This is a genomic window from Comamonas sp. JUb58, from assembly GCF_004364775.1.
Taxonomy (GTDB): Bacteria; Pseudomonadota; Gammaproteobacteria; order Burkholderiales; family Burkholderiaceae_C; genus Comamonas.
Genome location: NZ_SOAL01000012.1, coordinates 137,086 through 159,967 on the forward strand (window position 1 = coordinate 137,086; position 22,882 = coordinate 159,967).

The window sequence follows — 22,882 nt, forward strand, 5'->3', positions numbered from 1 at the left end:
GGCTCAAAGGTGCAGCGCCCGCTCATAAGCGGCCAGCACCGCCTCGTGCATGGATTCGGACATGGTGGGGTGCGCCACGATGGTGGCCATCAAATCCTCTTCTGTCGCCTCCAGCGCCTGGGCAATGCCAAAACCCTGGATCATCTCGGTCACTTCATCACCCACCATGTGCGCGCCCAGGAGCTCGCCGCTGGCAGCATCAAAAATGACCTTGGTAAAGCCCGCCGTCTCGCCCATGGCAATGGCTTTGCCATTGGCGATGAACGGAAACTTGCCCACCTTGATCTTGCGACCCGATGCCTCGGCCTGCGCTTGCGTCAAGCCTACACTCGCCACTTGCGGATGGCTGTAGGTACATGCGGGCACGCGCTGCGGGTCCAAGTGGTGGGTGGGCAGGCCCAGCATATGCTCCACGCACATCACCCCTTCATGGCTGGCTTTGTGCGCCAGCCAAGGTGGACCGGCTACATCGCCAATGGCGTAGACGCCAGGTTCATCGGTACGGCAGTGCTTATCGGTGACCAGGTGCGTCTTGTCGACCTTGACGCGCGTGTTCTCCAAACCCAGGTTTTCGACGTTGCCAACAATGCCTGCGGCCACCAGCACGACATCAGCCTCCAGCTGCACCACAGCGCCGCCAGCGCTGCGCGCCTTGAGCTGCAACTGCCAGCCTGTGGCTGTTTTCTGGGCCTGCGCAATCTCGGAATTCAACTGCAGCTGAACGCCGTCGCGCTGCAGGCTTTTGGCGACCAGGGCAGAGATTTCTTCATCTTCCACCGGCAGCACCCGGGGGGCCATTTCCACCACCGTCACCTCTACCCCAATGGCACGGTAAAAGCATGCGAACTCGATGCCAATGGCACCAGCGCCCACAATCACCATGCGTTGGGGTTGGAAGGCTGGGTTCAAAGCCTCACGATAGCTCCAAACCGTGCTGTCATTGGCCGGGAACTGCGGCAGCTGACGCGCACGCGCCCCTGTCGCCACGATGATGTGCTTGGCCTGCACGCTGCTGCTGGCACCAGCCGCATCACTGAAGCTGACCTGCCCCTGGCCTGCCAAACGCGCATGCCCACGCAGCACGGTAATGCCATGCTTTTTCATCAAATGGGTAACGCCTTGGTTCAGCTGGGCCGCCACGGCCCGCGAGCGTGCGACCATGCTGGGCATATCGGCTTGCGGTGCAGCCACCTTGACGCCGAAATGCCCCGCTTTTTGAACCAGGCGCAGCACATCGGCTGAGCGAAGCAAGGCCTTGGTGGGGATACAGCCCCAGTTCAGGCACACGCCACCCAGCTGGTCCTTCTCGACCAACGCCACCCTCATGCCAAGCTGGCTGGCCCGTATGGCCGCCACATAGCCTCCGGGGCCGCCGCCGATCACCACCAGATCAAATGATTTCTGAGCCATAGCCACCTCAGATCAGCATGCTCAGCGGCGATTCCATCGCACGCTGTAAGGCAGCCAGCCACTGCGCGGCCAAGGCACCATCGATGGCCCGGTGGTCTACCGACAAGGTGCATCGCATCACGGTACCGACCTTGAGTTCAGTGCCCTCCACCACCGGCAGCTGCTGCGACGCACCTACAGCCAAAATAGCGGCCTGTGGTGGGTTGATGATGGCCGAGAACTCGCGCACGCCGTACATGCCCAAGTTGCTGACACTGAAGCTGCCACCTTGGTATTCATCCGGGCGCAGTTGCCCAGCACGCGCGCGGGTGGCCAGCTCGGCAATCTCTTCGCTGATTTGCGACAGCGATTTGCGATCCGCCTGGCGCACAATGGGCGTGATCAAGCCCGAAGGCGTGGACACCGCGACGGCGATGTCGGCCTGTTGGTAATGGCGCATGCCATCTTCGGTCCAGCCCACATTGGCTTCAGGCACCTCGCGCAGCGCTACCGCCACGGCCCGCACAATGAAGTCGTTCACCGAAATCTTGCGCGGTGATGCGCTGTTCACCTCGGCACGCAGGGCCAACAATCGCTCCATGCGGCAATCCACGCTCAGGTAGAAGTGTGGAATCGTCGATTTGCTCTCGCTCAGCCTGCGCGCAATCGTGCGGCGCATGCCTGAATGGGGCGTTTCGGTATATGCCGACTGGCCCTGCGTTGGCAAAGCTGCTGGCTTCTCCACCACACCGGTCACCGCAGCTGTCACCGCGCCTGCAGCGATTTGTGCATCCGCACGCTCAATGTCGACTTTGACAACCCGCCCCTTGGGACCACTGCCCGCGATGGTGGCAATGTCCAGCCCACGCTGCGCAGCCAAGCGCTTGGCCAGTGGGCTGGCAAACACACGCTTGCTTGCGGGAGCCGGTGCTGCAGCCGGATTGGCCACAGCGCTTGAGGGCTGCGGCGTAGGAGCAGCGGCAGCCGCTGCGCCAGCAACTGCCGAAGCGCTGCCACTCCCCCCTGCCGATGCCAACAAGGACTCCATGGCAGCCGCCGTCTCCCCATTGGCCAACAACACGCCGATGGGCGCGCCCACCTCTACACGCTGGCCGGCTTGCACCAGCCAGCGGCCCATCACACCTGCAGCGTCAGCATTGACCTCGACCACCGCCTTATCCGTTTCGATCTCAGCGATGCAGTCACCCAGGGCGACAGCATCGCCCTCTTTTTTAGTCCAGGCCGCCAAGATGGCGTCCGTAGAATTTGCAGCCACTTCGGGCATGCGCAACAAGCTTGCCATCTCAAGCGCTCCTGTTATTCAAATCGTTGCGATAACTGGCAATGTCTTGGTACTCGACAATCTCCAGCACATGGCCTTCGGGGTCCTTGCAGAACACCAGGTAGGTGCCCGGACGCACCTCAATCCGCTCGGGGCCGGTCATCAGCTCCACTCCGGCAACCTGCAGGCGCTCAATGGCGGCGTTGATGTCGTCGACAATAAAGGTCAGATAGGCCGCATTGGGGCGCGACAGAATGGGACCTGCATGCTGCTCAGCCGCTGCGGGTTCCTGCGACGCCAACAGCTTGATGCGTTCGCCATACGAGGTTTGCAGGCGCACCACGGTGTAGGCGCTGTTGCTGAGCGCAGCCTGTGCTGCTTTCGCGGCAGGCACGGTGACCTCGCTGACAAACGTACAGCCCATCACGGTTTCGTAGAAATGGCGCATACGCGGCAAATCGCGCACGCCCAGGCCCACTTCCAGGGGAGAAATCATTTGCATGGATATGTCCCTCGGCGTCAAGCCTGGCCCTTGTCGCGCATCACCTGCAGCAGGGCTGCAGCCACTTCTTCAGTACGGGCAGCGGCCGCACGCTCCAGCACCTTGGAGATGCTGGGCGATGCCTCAGCCCCAGTCACGCGCTGCACGGGCTGGTCCAGCCAATCAAAATAGCGGCGCTGGATTTCGTCAGCCAGCCACCCGCCGTACGAGGTGCCGCGCGCGCCCTGCTCCACAATCAGTACATTGTTGGTTTTGCGGACACTGGCTTCGATGGTGTCCCAATCGATGCTGGCACGGTCCAGCCAACGCAGGTCCACGACCTCCGCATCCACACCGGTTTGCGCCACCGCTTCCAGCGAATGGGCCACCATCGACAAATAGGTCAGCACCGTCACGGCACTGCCCGTACGCCGCACCGCTGCCTTGCCCATGGGAATCACATAGTCCAAGTCTTCTACCGGTGCGCTGCCTGTGCCGTTGTACAAATCCACATGTTCAATCACCAGCACCGGGTCCTTGCAAGCCAGTGCAGCATTCATCAGACCCACATAGTCAAACGGGGTCGATGCTGCGGCAATACGCCAACCAGGGCTGGTGGCGAAGATACCGGCAGGGTCCATGGAGTGCTGGGAGCCATAGCCCGTACCCATGGCCACCTTGGTGCGCAGCACCAGAGGCACTTCAAAGCCACCGCCAAACATGTGGCGTGCCTTGCCAATCTGGTTGAACACCTGGTCCGCCGCCACCCACATGAAATCGGGGTACATGAACTCGATCACCGGCTTGAAGCGCCCATCCATCGCCAAGCCGCCACCCAGACCAGCGAATGCGTTTTCGCTGATCGGCGTGCCCAGCACACGGCCCGGAAAACGATCGCTCAGCCCACGTGTGGCACCATTGGTGCCGCCCTTCAAGCGGTGCACGTCCTCGCCCATCACCACAATGCTGGCATCTGTTTCCATGCGGCGCTGCATCACGTCGGCCACCACATCCACAAACTTGCGCTGCTCGGTCTTGCCAGCAAAGCTCGACTCTTCTTCGCTGCGCAGGCCTTGCATTTCACGCAGATCACCACGCACACCTACATCACGGAAATCGGGGCTCGGCCACAGGTCGGGGCGAATACGGCGCTTGCCGGGCTTGCCGGGCTTGCCGGAAGCGTCGGCCTCCAGCAGCTGCCCGCAGGCCTGTGCCATGGCCTGGCGGACTCGCTCCTTCAAGGCCGCCATCTCTGCCTCGCACAACAGTTGACGCGCCTGCATCTTGGCCGCCAGCAAGCTGATTGGGTCGCGCGCGCGCCATTCCTGCTCTTCCGCCTTGCTGCGGTAGCCAAAGGCGCTGCCGGGGAACGGTCCGTTCTGGTGGAAAAAGCGGTATACATCCGCTTCAATCACCGCAGGCCCCTTGCCGGCGCGCATCCAGGCCAAGGCCTCTTGCATGGCAAGGTGTACGGCAAGCGGGTCCATGCCATCCACTTTCCAGCTCTGAATATTGAAGGCCAGCCCGCGCGCCGACAAGCGCGTCTCGGCCGTGGCTTCTTCCACGGTGGTGGACACCGCATAGCGGTTGTTCTCAATAAAAAAGCACAGCGGCAGCTTCCATGCGCCGGCCAGATTCATGGTTTCCAGCACCGAGCCAATATTGACGGCACCATCCCCAAAATACGTCACGGCCACCGCGTCTGTACCGGAATGCTTGTGCGCCCACGCGGCGCCAGCTGCCAAGGGCACGCCTCCGCCCACAATCGCGTTGGTACCCAAGGCACCGGCCTCCACCCATTGCAAGTGCATGGACCCCCCGCGACCATGGCAAAAGCCTTGGTCCAGCCCCAAAATCTCAGCCAGCGCGCGCTGCAACAGGTTTTGGATCTGTGGGCCCAGCTCGCCCTTGGGGTCCAGGCCCTGCGGGGCAATATGGCCCAATGCCTTGGACAGGAACTGGTGGTGGCCGCGGTGTGATCCGTTGATCTGGTCAGCACTCGTCAGGCCCACGATAGAGCCCGCGGCACCCCCTTCTTGCCCAATGCTGGAGTGGGCTGGCCCGTGCACCAGGCCTTCGGCCGCCAGCTCCAGAACACACTCCTCGAAGCCACGAATGATTTGCATGTGGCTGAGTAGCGAGCCCAGCAGTGCTGGGTCTGCCTGCGCCCAGTCCTCGTCGGTAGTGGATAGTTGCACCCAGTCACTTGCTGGGCTCAATGCCGTACGTGTTGTCATGGTTGTTTATTCCGTCGTTGTGAATCTGCGGGTGTTCGCATCAATAGCCGTTGGCCAGCCAGCCACCATCGGACACCAAGGCATGACCGGTGATGAAGGACGCAGCGTCCGAGGCCAGGTAGAGCGCGGCTTCGGCCATTTCCTCCGGCTTGCCCAGGCGGTTGAGCGGCGTCTTGCCGCAGAGCTCGGCACCGTTGATCACATTGCGCTCCATCAGGTCGTCCATCAATGCGGTGTGTGTGTAGCCGGGGCACAGCGCATTGACGCGAATCCGCTTGGACGCCCACTCCGCTGCCAGGCACTTGGTCAGGCTGATCACACCAGCCTTGGCCGTGCAATAGGCCAGGCGATTGGCAGACGACGACAGCCCCCACATGGATGCCGTGCTGACAATCACGCCGCCGCCCTGCCCGGCCATGCGGCGCCCGGCCGACTGTGCGCAATAGAACACGCCCGACAGATCAATATCAATGGTGCGGCGCCACTCTTCGGGCTTGAGTTCCAGCGATGGCTTGTTCATCGAGATGCCAGCGTTGTTCAGCAGAATGTCGATACGGCCAAAACGCTGCTGGGTTTGCGCGCAAGCGCGCTCTACCGCCACATCGTCGGCAATCGACGCCTGCACCAGATCCACCTCCAGATCCGGAAACGCTGCCAGTAGCTCGGCCTTGGTTTGCTCCATGGCCTGGGCATCAATATCCAGCAGCATCAGTCGGGCACCGTGGCGGGCAAAGGCCTGCGCCATGGCGCGGCCAATACCGCTGCCTGCACCGGTGTTGAGCACCACCTTCCCGGCCAGACCGGGGTATTGCGCAACGCCAAATGGCTGCGCTTGGGGATAGCCGTTTGGAATGTGTGGGGTGGTCATACAGCGAGCCAGTCTTTCATGAGTTGTGGATTGGAAGTGAGTGCCTCTGGGCTGCCTTCGAAGACAATGCGCCCGTGTCCCATCACGCAAACGCGGCTGGACACCTTCAGTGCAATGGCCAGCTTCTGCTCGACCAGCACCACCGACACCCCCTTGCTATGGATATCGCGAATCGCCTCGCCCACCACCTGCACGATCTTCGGTGCCAGGCCTTCGGTGGGCTCATCGATCAAAATCACTTGCGGGTTGCCGAGCAACGAACGGCACATGGTCAGCATCTGCTGCTCCCCGCCAGACAGGCTGCCCGCCTTGGTGTTGCGCCGCTCCTTGAGCCGGGGGAAGTAATCAAACATGTGCTCCACCGTCCAGGTCGCGCGGCCCGGCTTGGCGGCCTGCTCGCCCATGCGCAGGTTCTCGTCCACCGTGAGATTGCCAAACACCTCGCGCTCTTCGGGCACATAGGCCACACCGGCACGGCAAATCTCGAAGGGGCGTGCGCCGCTGAGCTTTCGGCTCCCCAGCCAGATGTCTCCGGCCGTAGGTGGCACCATGCCCATGATGGTCTTCATCGTCGTGGAGCGGCCCGAGCCATTGCGGCCCAACAGGCTCACCACCTCGCCCTGCGCGACCCTGAAATCCACGCCATGCAAAATATGGCTCTTGCCGTAATGCGCGTGAACGCCTTGGAGGCGCAGCAAAGCCTGGTTGCTCGATGTCATACGCTCACCTCCTCGCCCAAGTAGGCTTCCTTGACTTTGTGGTTGTTGCGAATGTCGTCTGGCGACCCGGTTGCAATCACTTCGCCATACACCAGCACACTGATGCGGTCACAGAGGGAGAACACCACGTTCATGTCGTGCTCCACGATCAGCAAGCTGCGCCCCTGCGTTACCGACTTGATCAATTCGACCGTGTAGTCGGTCTCTTCGTGCGACATGCCGGCCATCGGCTCATCGAGCAAGATCACCTTGGGGTCGGAGGCCAGGGTCATGGCAATCTCCATCGATCGCTGCTCCGAGTACGAGAGCTCACCGGCCACTGCGTCACGCCGTTTTTGCAGGCGTACCTGTTCCAGTAAACGCTCGGTTTCCTCGCGCACCACGGGATAGCTGGAGATAAAGCGCCAAATGGTGTTTTGCACGCCAAAGCGCCGCATCACCGCCATACGCAGGTTCTCGTACACCGTGAGCTTGGGGAAGATATTGGTAATCTGGAACGAACGCGCAAGCCCTGCCCGGTTGATGCGCTGTGGCGTGGCGTTCTGGATCTCTTGCCCATCCAATGCAATCACCCCTTCGCTGACGGCGTAGTGCCCTGAGATCAGGTGAAACACCGTGGACTTGCCCGCGCCATTGGGGCCAATCAGTGCATGGCGTTCACCAGCATGCAAAGACAGGTCCACACCGCGAATGATCTCGGCTTCGCCAAACGACTTGCGCACACCGCGCAGCGTCAAAATATCTCGCGTCTGGTTGGCACTCATGGCGACACTCCTTGTACAGCAGCGGGTGCCAGGCCAGCATCGGTCGCGCGCAGTCTCTCTTGCGCGGTTTCGGCCTTGTCCACCATGGCACGCCATAGGCGCTTGGCCAACTGCACCAAGCTCAGTCCCAGGCCCAGGCACACCATGGGCACCAGCCAGGTCAGCAGCGATCCAGGAGCCCATTCACGGCCAAACAGGGCAATCGGCGGCCATGCCCCACCGCCATTGAAGGAGGCCAGCGAGCGGTAGTCCTGCGAGAAAAACCGCTGCAGCATCTCTACGCTAAACACCGTGGCTGAGGCCAACAACAGGCCCGCCACTGCAGCCACCGCCATCAAGGGCAGCATGGCGAACCAGCCCTGCGTCTTGCGATTGTTCGCAATCCACTGCACGAAACCAGCCAGGCCAGAGGGCATGTACATCATCACCAAGACGAACAAAATGCCTTGGTAGAGCAACCAGGCTCGGGTCAAATCGGACACGGCATAGCCAAAGAATGTCATCAACGCAGCGCCCAGTGCGGGGCCAAGGAACACGTTGACACCGCCGATATAGCTGTTGAGTACCACCGCGGCAGAGTGCTGCACTTCCAGCAGCACATAGTTCGCCGACTCGGTATTCAAGGCCTGCAAGCCACCGGCAATGCCCGCGAACATGGCAGAGATGGCAAACACAACCACCTTCAAGCGGTGCACGTCATACCCCAGGAACTGCAGGCGCTGCGCGTTTTCACGCAAACCCAGCGTCAGGCGGCCTACCGGCGTCAAGGTGTACAAATACAGCAGCCCCAGCGAAATCAGCACCCACACCAAGGTCAGGTAGTAGACCTCGTTGGAGGAACCAAAAGTCCAGCCCCAGGCGGGCATGCGCATGGCCGATATGCCGGCCTCTCCGCCAAAAATACCTTTCAGATGCGGCGCCAAGGCGTGCAACAACTCTGCCAACGCCAGGGTGATCATGGCAAAGTAGGTGCCGCTGCGTTGGGTGGCAAACCAGCCCGCCACCACACCCACCACCAGCCCGATGACGGCGCCGGCCAATGGCATCAGTGGCGTCGGCAGCAAGCCTGCACCGTTGAATGCATTCATCGCGTGCACGGTGGCAAAGGTGCCCACCCCAAAATAGGTGGCATGCCCGAAGGACAACATGCCCCCTTGCCCGCACAACAAATTAAACGAGCAGGCAAACAGTGCAGCAATCAACATCTGAATTGCAGCATTCACCAATGATTGCGACAGCAGCGCTGGCAAGGCCAGCAGCATGGCTATGACAAGGAGCAGCAGGCCCCAGTATTTCGAATTCATCTTTCCACTCCGTAGATTGGCTCAGTTCTTCTCGCCCATCAGCCCGGAGGGCCGAACCATCAGCACCAGCAGCATCAAGGCAAAGGGAATCGTGGCCGACACGCTAGAGACCTTCAGCGTGAGCAAGCCACCAACGTCTTCGGCCCAGTCACGCGCGCCAAACAGGCCCAGTACATCGGCCAAGCTGTAGTCCACGCCCACCGACAAGGAAGTGATCACACCAATCAACAGCGATGCCAGCATGGCTCCGCCCATGGAGCCCAAGCCGCCCACCACCACGACCACAAACACCATCACACCCAGCTCCAGCGCCATATTGGGATTGGTGGTGTAGAAGGCGCCAGCAACAGCCCCCGCCAAACCGGCGAGTGCAGCCCCTACACCGAACACGCCCATGAACACCAGCGGCACGTTGTGGCCCAGGGCTTCTGCCATGCGCGGCTTGTAGATGGCCGAACGCACCACAATGCCGACGCGGGTACGCGTGAGCAGCAGATACATGAGGATGAACATCACAATCGCCACAGAGCCCATCAGGATGCGGTAGACCGGATAGTTCGCATCACCCAGGCGGAACAGTGCAAAGTCCAGGCTGGCTGGGATGCGATAGTCGACCGGGAAATTGCCGAAGAACACCTTGATCAGCTCGGCGATGATGAAAGACAGGCCAAAGGTGAGCAGTAATTCGTGCGCGTGCCCATGCTGGTGCACACGGCGCAGAAAGAACCGCTCCACCACGACACCCACCAAGCCCACCAGAATGGGCGCGGCGATCAAGGCCCCCCAAAAACCCAGCACGCCCTGCAAGGCATAGGCAAAGTAGGCGCCCAGCATGTAAAACGATGCGTGGGCAAAATTCAGCACCCCCATCATCCCGAAGATGAGTGTCAGGCCAGCTGAAACCATGAACAACAGCAATCCGTAGATCACGCCGTTCAGCAATGAGACAAGCAGGTAATCCATGAGTCTTTTCCGTTATTGCGCGCATGCAGCGGCCTGGCCTGATCGCTTTGGGCAGCCAAAGCCAGGCAAGCGCTTGCGGACTGCGGGTGCCTGAGCCTCAGACCCACCCGCAGCGTTGGCGACAGTGATTACTTGGGGGCGCGCATCTTGCAAGAGGCCTGCACGGGGGCGGCAGTTTCTTGCGCGGTGAAGAGCTTCACGGTCTGGAAGCCCATGTCGGTGTTGTCAGCCTTGAACTTGGCGTCCTTGCTCACCTTGGAGACCACGATAGGCATGAGCAACTGGTGATCTTCTGCGCGCATCACAGCGACACCCAAGGCCGTTTTGAACTCGGCCTTCTCCAGCGCCAGCGCAAAAGCGTTCACATTGAGCTTGCCGTTGTCGGCCTTCACGGTCTTGAGGACCGAACCCACCATTTGCAGGCCAAACACTGTCTGGCCTTCGGTGTAGACCGGGAAGTGACCGGTCTTGGCCTTGAAGTCTTGCGCAAATTTCTCGCTGTCCTGGCCATTGGCATCGGCGTTGAAGGGGTGCGCCACATAGTGGCCCAGCGCGGCATCACCCGCGTTGGCCACATTGCCGGGCTGATCCAGGAACGCGGTACCGAAGCGGGTGTTGAGCCCCGCGGCCTTGGAGGCCTTCATCATCAGCAACAAATCGTTGGACCAGTTGCCGGTAATCACCGTGTCCGCCTTGGAAGCAGCGATCTTGGTCACATAGGGCGCAAAGTCCTGGATCTTGTTGGTGTCATGCAAGGTCTTGTCCACCACTTGGTAGCCACCGGCGGCGGCATTGGCTTCAATAGCGGCCTGCATGTCCTGGCCCCAGGAATAGTTCTGGTTGATGGAGAACACCTTGGTGCCCAGCACATTGTCTTGCTTCATCGCAGACACCAGCGCCTTGACGCGCACCTGCGCATTGGGGTTGAAGCGGAAATGGTGGAAGTGGCATTTCTCGCCCGTCAGCTCCAGCGCCTCGCCACCCACGTTCAAAAAGATCACTTCCTTGCCAGGATTACGCAGATTGTGCTTGCGCACATCTTCGGTAATCTGGCCGCTCACCGCCGACGAGGAGCCTTGCACAATCATTTGCACGCCGTCGGCCAGAGCTGCCTTGAGCTTGTCCGACGCACCCGCTGGCCCGCCTTGGTTGTCGTACTCCACCAATTGCACCTGCTCGCCATTCCAACCACCATCGGCGTTGATCTGGTCAATCGCATAGCGGGTAGCGGCCTTGAACATCAGCCCGGTCGAGGCCTGTGGGCCAGACAGTGTCTCCACCAAGCCAATCTTCAGCGGTGCAGCCTGTGCACTACACCCAGCCGCCAAAAGCGCAGCAAATACCCAGGTTCCTTTTTGTTGAAAGCGTAGCTTCGCCACAAGTGTCTCCAAGAATTACGTTATTTGATTGAACAAATCCAGCGCTGCGACGTAGGGCCCGCAGTCAAAACTGGTCTGACAACTTAGTGTAATGGTCTGACATAAGATTGCCAACGAAAAATCAAGTGAACCAAGGGAAAACACGGGTGTGGCACCCGAACCCTTTACCAGTGCTAGCACATCCATCCAGATGAGCGGCTGCAGTTGAGAGAAAGTAGATTAATATGTCTGACAACTTTTTTCCCTTTTCCCGGTCTCGTCCATGACAATGCAAAACAACAAGAAACTGCCTGAACGCGTGCTACCCAATGAAATCGCTGCCAACATCGGCGGCCTGATCCAGCGTGGCGAACTGAACCCGGGAGACCGCTTGCCCAGCGAACGTGAGTTGTGCGAGCGGTTCGATGTCAGCCGCAGCGTGGTGCGCGAAGCGCTGTCCCAGCTCAAATCCGACGGCCTGATTGAGGCCATTCGCGGCAGCGGCGCCTATGTGCTGGAAAAAGACCAGCGCCAGTCCTTTCGCATGCAGGATGTAGCCATTGGCGAGCGCGACAGCCTGGCCTTGGTGATGGAGTTGGTGGAAACCGTGGAAGTAGCCGCCACCCGTTTGGCTGCCCTGCGTCGAACGGACCATGACCTGAAGATGATTCGCCGCGCCTTGATTGGCATGGAGTACGAAATTGCCAATGACCGGCTGGGGGATGAGCAGGATTTTCAGTTTCACCAAGCCATCGTCGAGGCCACCCACAACCCCCACTTTGTGGCGCTGAGCAGTCACCTGGAGCTCAACGCACGCCGAGTGATTCGACAAGCCAGAACCAGCACCAAGGCGCAGAACATGAGCTTGGTAGAAGCGGTGCAAGAAGAGCACCAGGCCATTTTTAATGCCATCCGGGATGGCGACGCGGATAGGGCTGCACTGAGTGCCAAGACGCATTTACTGAATGCCTCATTGCGCCTCGAGAAGTACCTGGGCCAAGAAAACAGCTAAAGATCGCTGCTGAAGTTCGATCCTGGCGGGCGCCACCTACCCTTGCGGCAAAACCCAGCCTCACCAATCGGATGCATTGCCGCAGATAGGACAGCCGTCGCACCGTCAGGCAGGTCAGATCGGCACATGCCAATACGCTATCGGACGCAAAAAAGCCCCTTGCGGGGCTTTTCAAGACATCTGCCTCGGGGCAGCTATCACTTCTTGGCGTACTCAAACTTGGGCAGCGCCTTGAGCGCATCCTTGGTCGCGCCGGGCAAGGTGATCTTGTCATTTTGCACGCGGAACTGGCCCACGGGGATGGCGACATCATGCTTGCCAACGCCCAGGAAGCCACCGGCACCGATGATGGCGTAAGAGACAGCCTTGTCAGGTGCGACGATCACGTCGTCGATCTTGCCGACAGACTTGCCTTCTTCGTTGTAGACGTTCTTGCCGAGAACCGACTTCTTCAGGCTCCAACCGGTGGCAACCGCCTGGATTTCGGTTTGCTCCACACCCAGCTTGACGCCGCCTGCGACTGGCACTTGCGTCTGCGCAAAGGCGGAGCCCGCAGCCATCGTGATGGCAAAAGCGCCGAGCATCAATATCGATTTGGATTTCATCGTCAACTCCTTCTTCACTTGGCGGCGTCTTTGACCGCTTCTTGCACATTGCCCGCTGCCTTTTGGGTCTTGCCTTCGACCTGCTTGGCAATGCCCTTGGCCTGCTGCTCAGGGCTGTTCACGGCCTCGCCGACCTTTTGCTGGACCTTGCCAGCAGCATCTTTCACGGCGCCTGCGACTTGATTCTTGTTCATGCTTTTTCCTTCAGTGATGTTGCAAAGCAACGTTGGGATGGCTCAACGATATCGCGCAACGGGATGGAAAAAGTTAGGTGCACAACCTGTCAGATAGTGGGGATAGGCTTACAGCCTTTTCTAGCGTCGCTGGGGCTGCGGGGGCACTCAGAAGAACTTCCGGAAGACGCTGCCTGGGCCTGATCCCGAACAGCTGTGCGCTGCCGCATGTGCCGCATGCACTTCCAGTCGTGGGCCACCGTTAGACAGATGGTTCGCTGGGGAGTAGCAACATCCTTCAACGCATTGCGGGCCGGCGCCAGCCGGCATGCCCCGCGATCAGCGAAGGCTGCCGAGCAAATTAGTTGGGATTGACACAAATCCGGCACACATCATCGGTAGTAACCCCTGCAATCGCCCACCCATCTTTTAGATTCTTTGTCTTTATTTGGTTTTTTTCATAGTTTTTGCGGATTGCACGAGCCTATGACAATGATTGTCAATGTTTATCAATTATGAACAAATAATAGATGCATAATCCATTCAGACTTTTCAATAGCCAGTTCCTTTAGGGGCTCACCATGTTGCCGGAAATCCTTGTTCGCTCTGATCTGCAATCTCCTCCCCGCGCCATCCAACTGGAGCGCGGTTGCACGGCCATTGGCCGAGGTCCGAGCAGCGGTCTTTTTCTGCGCGACCCCAGCATCAGCCGCGACCACGGCGCCTTCAGCTACTACATCGGCCTCTTGATGGTGGAGGACCACGACAGCACCAATGGCATCTTTGTCAATGGCCGCCGGGTCAAGCGCCAAGTGCTGTACGCGGGTGACCAGGTATCGGTTGGCAACTTCGAGATCGTCGTGAAGTCGGGCTCCGTGCCCAGCCTGGAAACACAAGACTGATCGCCGGCCACTCAACGAAAAAAGTCCGCAATTGCGGACTTTTTGCATGCTGGCTGGCGGCTTAGATGCTGCCAGCGCGATTCAGCGGCTAAGGGCTCAGGCCACCGCTTCCTCGTTGGGCGTTAGCATCAGGCGGCCCACGGCCTTGCCCTGCTCCAGCGCCACCAGCGCGGAGAAGGCCTTGCTGAAATGCATGCAAGTGGTTGGTACCGGGTTCAGCTTTTTGTCGCGCACCAGTGCGATCAGCTCGCGCAGGTCACCCAAATTGCCTACATAGGTGCCCTGGTAGGTGATGGCGCGGATCGCATGCGTGGGGGTTGGCAGGTCCACATGGCCGCCAAACAGGCCAATCTGCACCAGGTGACCGCCCTTGGTCAGCATGTCGATGCCTTGCTGCACCGTCTGGCTGGAGCCCACGCAGTCGATGATGGCCCAGACCGCGCCACCCGCAGCCTGCTTGACCTGGGCGATAAAGTCGGCGGACTTTGGATCGATGACCACATCCGCGCCAGCGCTCAGCGCGGCCGCATGCTTGCTGGCATCGGGCTCCACCACCACCACGCCAGCACCACCCATGGCCTTCATCAGCAAGATAGCCATCAGGCCCAGGCCGCCAGCGCCAAACAGCACAATCTTTTCGTCCTTGAACACCTGGGGATCAATCTTCTTGATCGCGCTGTAGGTGGTCAGGCCCGAGCAGGCATAGGGCGCGGCGCGCTCGGCAGGCATATCTCCAATGTCCACCAGGTAGTAGGCATGGTTCACCAGCACATGGTCGGCGTAGCCGCCATTCTGGTACACGCCCATCGATTTGCCTGCCAGGCAGAGGTTCTCATCGCCGCGCTTGCAGACCTTGCACTCGCCGCAGCCATGCCAGGGGAAGACCACATAGCGCTTGCCGATCTCGACGCCCTTGGCGTCCGGGCCCATGGCCACCACCTCACCGGCAATCTCGTGGCCCAAGGTCAGCGGCAGCTTCATGCCACGGTCGGCCATGGACAGCTTTTTGCCATTGCCCAGGTCGTACTCGCCGTGCCAGATATGCAGGTCCGAGTGGCACACGCCGGCGGCCTCGATGCGCACCAGCACCTGGTCTCCGGTCGGTACGGGGGTTGGGCGCTCGCTGCGCACCAGGGGTTCACCAAAGCCTGTAACGTCATAGCTGATCATGCGATCTCCTTGTTGCTTGTTGCTTGTACTGAGCCGGGGCATGCTGCCCCCTTTCGATGCCTGACAGTTCAGCATATTAGTGCCGCTGTTTTTCTGCACAAGCTGGCTATCGCGCACACCAGTCGCATTGGCGATAAAGGCCCGGCGCGTTGTCCCCTGCGCCGCGCAGCCATGAAAAACGCCCCTCAAAGGGGCGTTTGCATGCAGATCGACGGGGCTTAGCGCTTGGCTTTGAACAAGGCCAGCAGCAGCACGATGCTGAAAGCGGCAAAGGCGAGGAAAGACCAGTTGGCAATCGACAGACCCAGGAAGGTCCAGTCGATGGCGGTGCAATCGCCCGAGCCGCGGAAAATCATGGGCAGCGAACGGCTGATCGGGTAGTTTTCGATCATGCCGTAGAAGTCGCGGCCGCAGGTGGCGAACTCGGGTGGGTTCCATTGCAGCCAGCTTTGGCGGGCTGCGGTGAAGGCGCCAAAGGCCGAGAACAGCAGCGCCAGGCCGCCAAAGCTTTTCCACCAACCGGCCGTCGAGGGCTTGAGGCTGCCCAGCAGCGCCAGCACACCGACCGCAATCAGGCAGTAGCGCTGCACGATGCACATCGGACAGGGCTCCAGCCCCACCACGTGCTGCAAATACATGCCAAAGGCCATCATGGCCGCGCAGGCCACAAAAATCAGCGCCAAAGTGCGGCGCGGTGCGTTCCAGATCCAGTTCAAGTCATGTCCTTATGCTGCCAACCCCGCCATCTTACGCGTACAGACCTGCAGGGGCCCAAAACCAGAAAACCGGCCCCGCCCCAAAAGGGCAGAACCGGATCTCACAGCTTCAGGCACAGGCGCGAGCGTCAGGGCACTAGATATTGGCTGCTTGATCGAGAAAAACTCGGGCTTGGCGCGGTGTCACCACCAGCGTCTCACCTTCCTTCAGGCCCATGGCTTTGAACTGTTGCGCAGAAATCTGCGCCTCAATGAGCTTGTCGCTGTCCGAAGCCTCGGCACCCTGGGCTTGGTGCCCGCCCACGGCAATAAGTTCCAGACGGGCGATGGGACCGACAACAATCGCACGGTCGAGCTGGGCCACGATGCCGCGCTGGCGGCCATCGGCATCCTTGTCCTGGCCGGGCGAATAGCGCTCCACATCCAGTTCATGGGGCCGCACATAGGCCAGTGCCTGGGCGTTGTTGGCCGATGCCAGCTCGGGCGAATCGATCTGCACGCCGCCCTCCACCACGGTGTGGCCACCGGTGGCACGGCCACGGAACAGGTTCACATCGCCGAGGAAGCCATAGACAAAGGGGCTGGCCGGGCTGTCCCAGACTTCCTGTGGCGTGCCGGCCTGCTCGATCTGGCCCTTGTTGATCACGACCACGCGGTCGGCCACTTCCAGCGCCTCTTCCTGGTCATGGGTCACAAAGATGCTGGTCACATGCAGCTCATCGTGCAGGCGGCGCAGCCAGCGGCGAAGTTCCTTGCGCACCTTGGCATCGAGCGCACCAAAGGGCTCGTCGAGCAGCAGCACCTTGGGCTCCACGGCCAGGGCGCGGGCCAGCGCAATACGTTGGCGCTGGCCACCCGACAGCTGCGAGGGGTAGCGGTCTGCGATCCAGTCCAGCTGCACCAGCTTGAGCAGGCTCATCACCTTCTCGCGGATCTGGGCTTCGCTGGGCCGCTCCTTGCGGGGCTTGATGCGCAGGCCAAAGGCCACGTTCTCGAACACCGTCATATGGCGGAACAGCGCGTAGTGCTGGAAAACAAAGCCCACATTGCGGTTGCGCACATGCACATCGGTGGTGTCTTCACCGCTGAACTGGATGGTGCCCTGGTCGGCAGACTCCAGGCCCGCGATGATGCGCAGCAAGGTGGTCTTGCCGCAGCCCGACGGGCCGAGCAGCGCGATAAGTTCACCGGATTTGATGTCCAGGTTGACGTTATTGAGCGCCTTAAAGCTGCCAAACGACTTGGAAATGTTTTGGATTTCAATGCTCATATCCGACCTCGAAAATACCGTGTTTATGCCGTGGCCGCGCTGTCATCACGCGGACGCTCTGGCGGCAGGCTGGCCGCCTCTTTGTGCTCTTTCTCGGCGCGCCATTCGGCGATCGACTTGAGCACCAGGGTGACCAGCGCCAGCAAGGCCAGCAAGGACGCCACCGCAAAGGCTGCAGAAGACTGAAAGTCGGCATACAGAATCTCGACATGCAGCGGAATGGTATTGGTCTGGCCGCGAATGCTGCCCGAGACCACCGACACAGCACCAAACTCGCCCATGGCCCGCGCATTGCACAGGATGACGCCGTACAGCAGGCCCCATTTGATATTGGGCAGGGTCACACGCCAGAAAGTCTGCCAACCCGAGGCACCCAGCACAATGGCCGCTTGCTCTTCGTCATTGCCCTGTGCCTGCATCAGCGGAATCAGCTCGCGGGCAATGAAGGGGAAGGTCACGAACACAGTGGCCAGCACAATGCCCGGCACCGCAAAAATCACCTTCAGGTTATGGTCCTCCAGCCAGGCGCCGAACCAGCCATTGGCGCCAAACAGCAGCACATAGGTCAGGCCCGCCACAACGGGAGACACCGAGAACGGCAGATCCACCAGCGATGTCAGCAGGGCCTTGCCCTTGAATTCGAACTTGGCAATCGCCCAGGCGGCTGCCACACCAAACACCAGGTTCAGCGGCACGGCAATCAGCGCGGTGATCAAGGTCAGCTTGATGGCCGACCAGGCATCGGGCTCGGTCAGCGCGGCCACATAGGTGTCCCAGCCCTTGCGCAGCGCTTCGACGAAGACTGCAACCAGCGGCAGCAGCAGAAACAGCAGCATGAAGGTCAGCGCAATACCGGTCAGGGTCCAGCGCACCCAGCGCGGCTCCGTCACGGTGCTCTGCACTTCGGGTTCATGGCGGGCCACATACTGGTAGCGCGCGATCACCGTGCCCAGCACCACCACCACGATGGCAATCAATACAAGATACATGGTTGGCATGGCTTAAATCCCTGCACGCTTGCGCTGCCAGCTTTGCAGGCCGTTGATGAGAAGCAGCAGCACGAAAGAGATCACCAGCATCACCATCGCAATGGCGGTGGCACCGGCATAGTCATGGAGCTCCAGCTTGGCCATGATGACGAAAGGCGTGATCTGCGACTCCATCGGGATGTTGTTGGAGACGAAGATGACCGAGCCATACTCGCCCACCGCGCGGGCAAAGGCCATCGCAAAGCCGGTCAGCAATGCGGGGCCGATCGCAGGCAGGATCACTTTGTAGAAAGTCTGCCAGCGCGAGGCACCCAGGCTGCCGGCCGCCTCTTCCAGCTCTTTCTCAAAGTCTTCCAGCACCGGCTGCACCGTGCGCACCACAAAGGGCAGCCCGATAAAGATCAGCGCGAACACGATACCCACGCGGTTGAACACCAGCTGGATACCCAGCGGCGCAAAGTACTGGCCGACCCAGCCGTTGTCCGCCAGCAAGGCGGTCAGCGAGATGCCGGCAACGGCGGTAGGCAAGGCAAAAGGCAGATCGACCAGCGCATCCACCAGCTTCTTGCCCGGAAACTTGTAACGCACCAGCACCCAAGCGATCAGCATGCCAAACACCAGGTTCACCAAGGCGGCGATCAGCGAGGCACCGAAGGTGACCTTGTAAGCAGCGACGGCAATGGGGGCGGAAATCGTTGTCCAGAACTGGTCCCAGGTCAGCTCGAAAGTCTTGAACAACAGGGTGGCCAGCGGGATCAGCACGATGATGCTGAGATAGAAAATGGTGTAGCCCAGGGTGAGCCCAAAGCCTGGCAGTACCCGTTTGGCACTACGGCGTTTGGCACTGGGCACGGCGTTGGCCGGGGCAGTGATGGCAGCTGACATGGATTCCGATCGGCAAAAATCTACAGGAAATGCGCAGACAGCGCCCGGCTGGCGGGCGCTGCTATGGACTCATCACTTCTTGGGTTCGGTGAACAGCTTGTCGAAATAGCCGCCGTCGCTGAAATGGGTCTTCTGCGCTTCACCCAGGCTGCCAAAGTACTTGCCAACGGTGAACTGCTTGATTGGCTTGAACACATCGGCGTGCTTCTTCAGCACCGCTTCGCTGCGGGGGCGGATCGCATGGTTGGCAGCGATTTCCTGGCCTTCATCGGAATAGAGGTAATCCAGGTAGGCCTTGGCCAGTTCGGCCGTGCCCTTTTTCTCGACCGTGCGTTCCACCACGGCCACGGGGTTTTCAGCGGTGATGCTCACCGATGGGTACACCGGGTCTACCTTGCCCTTGCCGAACTCGCGGTCGATCGACACGACTTCGGATTCAAAAGTGATCAGCACATCGCCCACATTGCGTTGCAGGAAGGCCGCCGTTGCATCGCGACCACCCTTGGCCAGCACAGGCACGTTCTTGTAGAGCTTGCTGATGTAGGCCTGGGCATCGGCATCCGAGCCACCCTTTTCACGGGCCTGGCCCCAGGCGGCCAGATAGGCGTAGCGGCCGTTGCCACCCAGCTTGGGGTTCACCACCACCACCTGCACACCGGGCTTGATCAGGTCATCCCAGTCCTTGATGCCCTTGGGGTTGCCATTGCGCACCAGAAACAGCATGGTCGAGGTGGTGGGCGATGCATCGTTGGGAAACTTCTTGGCCCAGTCCTTGGCCACTACGCCCTTTTCGGCGAGGAACTCCACATCGGTGGTGGTGTTGAAGGTCACCACATCGGCGGCCAGGCCTTCGGACACGGCACGCGCCTGGGCGCTGGAGCCGCCATGCGACTGGTCGACCTTGATGTCAACGCCCTTGGTCTTCTTGTAGTGGGCGATAAAGGCCGTGTTGTAGTCCTTGTAGAACTCACGGGCGACGTCATACGAGACATTGAGCAGCTGGTTTTGTGCCAGCACCGAGCCACTGGCCACCACCGCTGCGGCAACCACCAAAGATTTCAATCCACCCAGTTTCATGTTCTGCTACCCGTTTGTATGAAGTGATGTAGCAAATTGTGGACTTTTGTACTTAAAACTCAAACGAATATATTTTTGTTAATTTATGGGTTTTGAGAATAAAGGAAAGCCAGCGCGGTATCACAGGCCCAGAATGATGACGAGCACACCCTTGTCCACCTTGATGTCCCGCACCGTCATGCGCGCCACACGCTGGCGGGCATCCGCGGCATTAAGGGTGTAGATCGGTTGCTGGGCCAGGTAGGAAGTCATTGCCGCCTCCAGCGCCACCTGGGCCATCGCCGTGCGCCGCTCATCCAGGCCCTGCACCACCAGCTTGTCCATCAGCGGCTGGTCCAGAAAGATCGCGCCGCGCTCGGCGTCATAGCGCAGCGAGGAAGACATATCGATCTGCGCGCCCAGCAGCTGGCTGCCGCTGGTGTTGGTGGTGACTGTCATGTAAACGCCAAAGTCGACCCGCTCGCTGTCCTCGTTCAAATGCACCCGGGGCTGCGCCATGGTGACGGAGACCAGCGGGTAGCGCTGCGTCAACGGCAAGCGCTCGGCCAGTTTTTGCTCCAGCTGCGCCTGGCTGATGCGGATTTCATAGGTCTTGCCCGCCAGATACCAGATGGCAGAGGTGCCCACCAAGGCCAGCAGCGCCAGCAGTGACCATGCAAATTTTTTTCCCATGCCTGCACAACTCCTATTGCTACAACCTTGGCTAATCCACCCGCCAGCTCGGCAAGCGCCAGTGCCGCCACAGCGCAATCGCGCGCAGGCCGGCGGTGACAAATACACAGCCGAGCATCGGCGCCATCTCGGGCACGGGCGAGCTGCGCAGCAGCAGATCCACCCAACCGCCCACAAAGGCGCAGACCGCATAAGGCTGGTGGTCGCGGAAGGCCTGCGGAATCTCGCCGCACATCACATCGCGCAACACCCCGCCGAACACTCCGGTGATCACGCCCATCATCACGCAGATGAGTGCGGGCAGGCCCTGCTCGGCGGCCATGTCCACCCCCACGGCGGCAAACAGGCCCAGGCCCAGCATATCGGGCCAGAGCATGGCGCGCTCGGTCAGCGCAAAATGGCGCTGACGCAAAAACACGATGGCCAGCAGGCTGATGCCCATGATGACCCAGACAAAGGTCTCCTGCCGCACCCAGAAAAACGGCCGCTGGTCCAGCAGCAGATCGCGCAAGGTGCCGCCCCCAAAAGCGGCCACAAAGGCCACCACGCAGACGCCGACGACATCAAGCTTCTTGTGCGCCGCCTTGATCACCCCGGACAGCGCAAACGCAATCGTCGCTGCGATCTCCAGCACCTGGCGCGCAGTGTCGATGATGTACGGTGTGTCCATGGCCATGGGCAACAAGCTAAGAGACTGGGCTGCGGCCTCAAGGCGCAGCCCAGCCGGTGGAAGGTCAGGCAGCGGCTTGCATATTGCTGATCATCTCGTCGCCAAAGCGCGAGGTACTGACCTGCGTGGCGCCATCCATCAGCCGCGCAAAATCATAGGTCACGCGCTTGGAGGCAATGGTGGCCTCCATCGCGGCAATGATCAGGTCAGCGGCTTCGGTCCAGCCAATGTGGCGCAGCATCATCTCGGCGGACAGGATCAGCGAGCCGGGATTGACATAGTCCTTGCCCGCATACTTGGGCGCCGTGCCATGCGTAGCCTCGAACACCGCCACCCGGTCCGACAGGTTGGCACCCGGCGCAATGCCGATGCCGCCCACCTGCGCGGCCACCGCATCCGAGATGTAGTCGCCATTCAGATTGAGGGTGGCAATCACCGAGTAATCGGCCGGGCGCAGCAGCACCTGCTGCAGGAAGGCATCGGCAATCACATCCTTGATGATGATCTCGGAGCCATCCTTGGGGCTTTTGAGGCGCATCCATGGGCCGCCATCAATGACCTCGGCGCCGAACTCCTTCTTGGCCAGCGCATAGCCCCAGTCGCGGAACGCACCTTCGGTGAACTTCATGATGTTGCCCTTGTGCACCAAGGTCACGCTGGGCTTGTCATGGTCGATCGCATACTGGATGGCCTGGCGCACCAGGCGCTCGGTGCCTTCGCGCGACACGGGCTTGATGCCGATGCCCGAGCTTTGTGGAAAACGGATTTTCTGCGAGCCGATCTCCTGCTGCAAGAAGGCGATCAGTTTGACCGCCAGGTCCGAGCCTGCCGCAAACTCGATACCGGCATAAATGTCTTCGGAGTTCTCGCGGAAGATCACCATATGCGTCTTGTGCGGCTCGCGCACTGGCGAAGGCACACCTTCAAAATAGCGCACCGGACGCAGGCAGACGTACAGGTCCAAGGTCTGGCGCAAGGTGACATTCAGCGAGCGGATGCCGCCGCCCACCGGCGTGTTCAAGGGGCCTTTAATGGCGACCAGGTACTGGCCAATGGCATCCATGGTTTCCTGGGGCAGGCTTTGGCCCTCGCCATACAGGCCCAGCGCCTTATCACCGGCAAACACTTCCATCCAGGCAATGCGGCGGGCCTCGCCATAGGCCTGGGCCACTGCCGCATCCACCACCTTGCGCATCACCGGTGTGATGTCGCGGCCCACGCCATCGCCTTCGATGAAGGGGATGATGGGCTGGTCTGGCACGCAGAGGCTGTGGTCCGCATTGGCGGTGATGGCCTGTCCGCCCTCGGGCTGCTGGATATGTTGAGCACGCATCGTCACAAATCTCCCAATCTGATTCTTCGCCCAGCCCCACACC

The 22,882-nt window shown here is 60.5% G+C and carries 23 protein-coding genes; 2 read left to right on the forward strand and 21 right to left on the reverse strand.

Annotated elements, in window-relative coordinates; genetic code table 11:
- Nucleotides 1-3 precede the first annotated feature (3 nt).
- The 10 genes from lpdA to EDF71_RS14660 all read right to left on the reverse strand — a co-directional run bounded on the left by lpdA (nucleotide 4) and on the right by EDF71_RS14660 (nucleotide 11,335).
- Nucleotides 4-1,410: a dihydrolipoyl dehydrogenase gene (gene lpdA, locus EDF71_RS14615; protein WP_133857310.1), complete on the reverse strand. Its 1,407-nt coding sequence runs from the start codon at nucleotides 1,408-1,410 to the stop codon at nucleotides 4-6.
- 7 nt (nucleotides 1,411-1,417) lie between these two features.
- On the reverse strand, nucleotides 1,418-2,692 hold the full coding sequence (locus tag EDF71_RS14620) for a pyruvate dehydrogenase complex dihydrolipoamide acetyltransferase (RefSeq protein WP_133857311.1): 1,275 nt from the start codon (nucleotides 2,690-2,692) through the stop codon (nucleotides 1,418-1,420).
- Between the two features lies 1 nt (nucleotide 2,693).
- The gene (locus EDF71_RS14625; RefSeq protein WP_347876671.1) at nucleotides 2,694-3,173 is read right to left on the reverse strand and encodes a VOC family protein; all 480 of its coding nucleotides are present in this window, start codon (nucleotides 3,171-3,173) and stop codon (nucleotides 2,694-2,696) included.
- Between the two features lie 17 nt (nucleotides 3,174-3,190).
- Entirely contained in the window at nucleotides 3,191-5,389 is a 2,199-nt protein-coding gene (locus EDF71_RS14630; RefSeq protein WP_133857312.1) for an alpha-ketoacid dehydrogenase subunit alpha/beta, read from the reverse strand.
- A gap of 40 nt (nucleotides 5,390-5,429) precedes the next feature.
- Nucleotides 5,430-6,257 (reverse strand): SDR family oxidoreductase, encoded by an 828-nt coding sequence (locus EDF71_RS14635; RefSeq protein WP_133857313.1) that lies wholly within the window; start codon nucleotides 6,255-6,257, stop codon nucleotides 5,430-5,432.
- Nucleotides 6,254-6,976, reverse strand: a complete 723-nt coding sequence (locus tag EDF71_RS14640) for an ABC transporter ATP-binding protein (protein ID WP_133857314.1) — start codon at nucleotides 6,974-6,976, stop codon at nucleotides 6,254-6,256. The genes EDF71_RS14635 and EDF71_RS14640 overlap by 4 nt, the downstream gene beginning before the upstream one ends.
- Nucleotides 6,973-7,740: an ABC transporter ATP-binding protein gene (locus EDF71_RS14645; protein WP_133857315.1), complete on the reverse strand. Its 768-nt coding sequence runs from the start codon at nucleotides 7,738-7,740 to the stop codon at nucleotides 6,973-6,975. Before EDF71_RS14645 ends, EDF71_RS14640 begins: the two co-directional genes overlap by 4 nt.
- A complete protein-coding gene (locus tag EDF71_RS14650) occupies nucleotides 7,737-9,044 on the reverse strand; it encodes a branched-chain amino acid ABC transporter permease (protein WP_133857316.1) in 1,308 nt (435 codons plus the stop codon). The genes EDF71_RS14645 and EDF71_RS14650 overlap by 4 nt, the downstream gene beginning before the upstream one ends.
- A gap of 21 nt (nucleotides 9,045-9,065) precedes the next feature.
- Entirely contained in the window at nucleotides 9,066-10,007 is a 942-nt protein-coding gene (locus EDF71_RS14655; protein WP_133857317.1) for a branched-chain amino acid ABC transporter permease, read from the reverse strand.
- A 128-nt stretch (nucleotides 10,008-10,135) separates the two neighbouring features.
- On the reverse strand, nucleotides 10,136-11,335 hold the full coding sequence (locus EDF71_RS14660; RefSeq protein ID WP_133857370.1) for a branched-chain amino acid ABC transporter substrate-binding protein: 1,200 nt from the start codon (nucleotides 11,333-11,335) through the stop codon (nucleotides 10,136-10,138).
- A gap of 313 nt (nucleotides 11,336-11,648) precedes the next feature.
- On the opposite strand from EDF71_RS14660, the gene EDF71_RS14665 reads away from it, so the two are divergent.
- A complete protein-coding gene (locus EDF71_RS14665; protein ID WP_133857318.1) occupies nucleotides 11,649-12,377 on the forward strand; it encodes a FadR/GntR family transcriptional regulator in 729 nt (242 codons plus the stop codon).
- Nucleotides 12,378-12,574: 197 nt separating this feature from the next.
- Here EDF71_RS14665 and EDF71_RS14670 read toward each other — a convergent pair whose 3' ends face one another.
- On the reverse strand, nucleotides 12,575-12,982 hold the full coding sequence (locus EDF71_RS14670) for a PRC-barrel domain-containing protein (RefSeq protein WP_133857319.1): 408 nt from the start codon (nucleotides 12,980-12,982) through the stop codon (nucleotides 12,575-12,577).
- Nucleotides 12,983-12,996: 14 nt separating this feature from the next.
- Nucleotides 12,997-13,176 carry a CsbD family protein gene (locus EDF71_RS14675; protein ID WP_133857320.1) on the reverse strand — a complete coding sequence of 60 codons (180 nt, stop codon included), beginning with the start codon at nucleotides 13,174-13,176 and terminating at the stop codon, nucleotides 12,997-12,999.
- A gap of 560 nt (nucleotides 13,177-13,736) precedes the next feature.
- On the opposite strand from EDF71_RS14675, the gene EDF71_RS14680 reads away from it, so the two are divergent.
- A complete protein-coding gene (locus tag EDF71_RS14680; protein ID WP_133857321.1) occupies nucleotides 13,737-14,057 on the forward strand; it encodes an FHA domain-containing protein in 321 nt (106 codons plus the stop codon).
- Between the two features lie 96 nt (nucleotides 14,058-14,153).
- Here the strand turns inward: EDF71_RS14680 and EDF71_RS14685 are convergent, their stop codons facing one another.
- The 9 genes from EDF71_RS14685 to icd form a co-directional block, all read right to left on the reverse strand.
- Nucleotides 14,154-15,227 (reverse strand): alcohol dehydrogenase, encoded by a 1,074-nt coding sequence (locus tag EDF71_RS14685; RefSeq protein ID WP_133857322.1) that lies wholly within the window; start codon nucleotides 15,225-15,227, stop codon nucleotides 14,154-14,156.
- Between the two features lie 218 nt (nucleotides 15,228-15,445).
- Entirely contained in the window at nucleotides 15,446-15,943 is a 498-nt protein-coding gene (locus EDF71_RS14690) for a disulfide bond formation protein B (RefSeq protein ID WP_243854319.1), read from the reverse strand.
- Nucleotides 15,944-16,079: 136 nt separating this feature from the next.
- Nucleotides 16,080-17,213: a sulfate ABC transporter ATP-binding protein gene (locus EDF71_RS14695; RefSeq protein WP_133857323.1), complete on the reverse strand. Its 1,134-nt coding sequence runs from the start codon at nucleotides 17,211-17,213 to the stop codon at nucleotides 16,080-16,082.
- Between the two features lie 23 nt (nucleotides 17,214-17,236).
- Nucleotides 17,237-18,202: a sulfate ABC transporter permease subunit CysW gene (gene cysW / locus EDF71_RS14700; RefSeq protein WP_133857324.1), complete on the reverse strand. Its 966-nt coding sequence runs from the start codon at nucleotides 18,200-18,202 to the stop codon at nucleotides 17,237-17,239.
- Between the two features lie 12 nt (nucleotides 18,203-18,214).
- Nucleotides 18,215-19,087, reverse strand: coding sequence for a sulfate ABC transporter permease subunit CysT (gene cysT, locus EDF71_RS14705; RefSeq protein ID WP_133857325.1), 873 nt, complete (start codon nucleotides 19,085-19,087; stop codon nucleotides 18,215-18,217).
- A 72-nt stretch (nucleotides 19,088-19,159) separates the two neighbouring features.
- Nucleotides 19,160-20,164, reverse strand: coding sequence for a sulfate ABC transporter substrate-binding protein (locus EDF71_RS14710; RefSeq protein WP_133857326.1), 1,005 nt, complete (start codon nucleotides 20,162-20,164; stop codon nucleotides 19,160-19,162).
- Nucleotides 20,165-20,284: 120 nt separating this feature from the next.
- Nucleotides 20,285-20,836, reverse strand: a complete 552-nt coding sequence (locus tag EDF71_RS14715) for a DUF1439 domain-containing protein (RefSeq protein ID WP_133857327.1) — start codon at nucleotides 20,834-20,836, stop codon at nucleotides 20,285-20,287.
- A 31-nt stretch (nucleotides 20,837-20,867) separates the two neighbouring features.
- Nucleotides 20,868-21,506, reverse strand: coding sequence for a trimeric intracellular cation channel family protein (locus tag EDF71_RS14720; RefSeq protein WP_133857328.1), 639 nt, complete (start codon nucleotides 21,504-21,506; stop codon nucleotides 20,868-20,870).
- 64 nt (nucleotides 21,507-21,570) lie between these two features.
- Entirely contained in the window at nucleotides 21,571-22,839 is a 1,269-nt protein-coding gene (gene icd, locus EDF71_RS14725) for an NADP-dependent isocitrate dehydrogenase (RefSeq protein ID WP_133857329.1), read from the reverse strand.
- Between the last annotated feature and the right edge of the window lie 43 nt (nucleotides 22,840-22,882).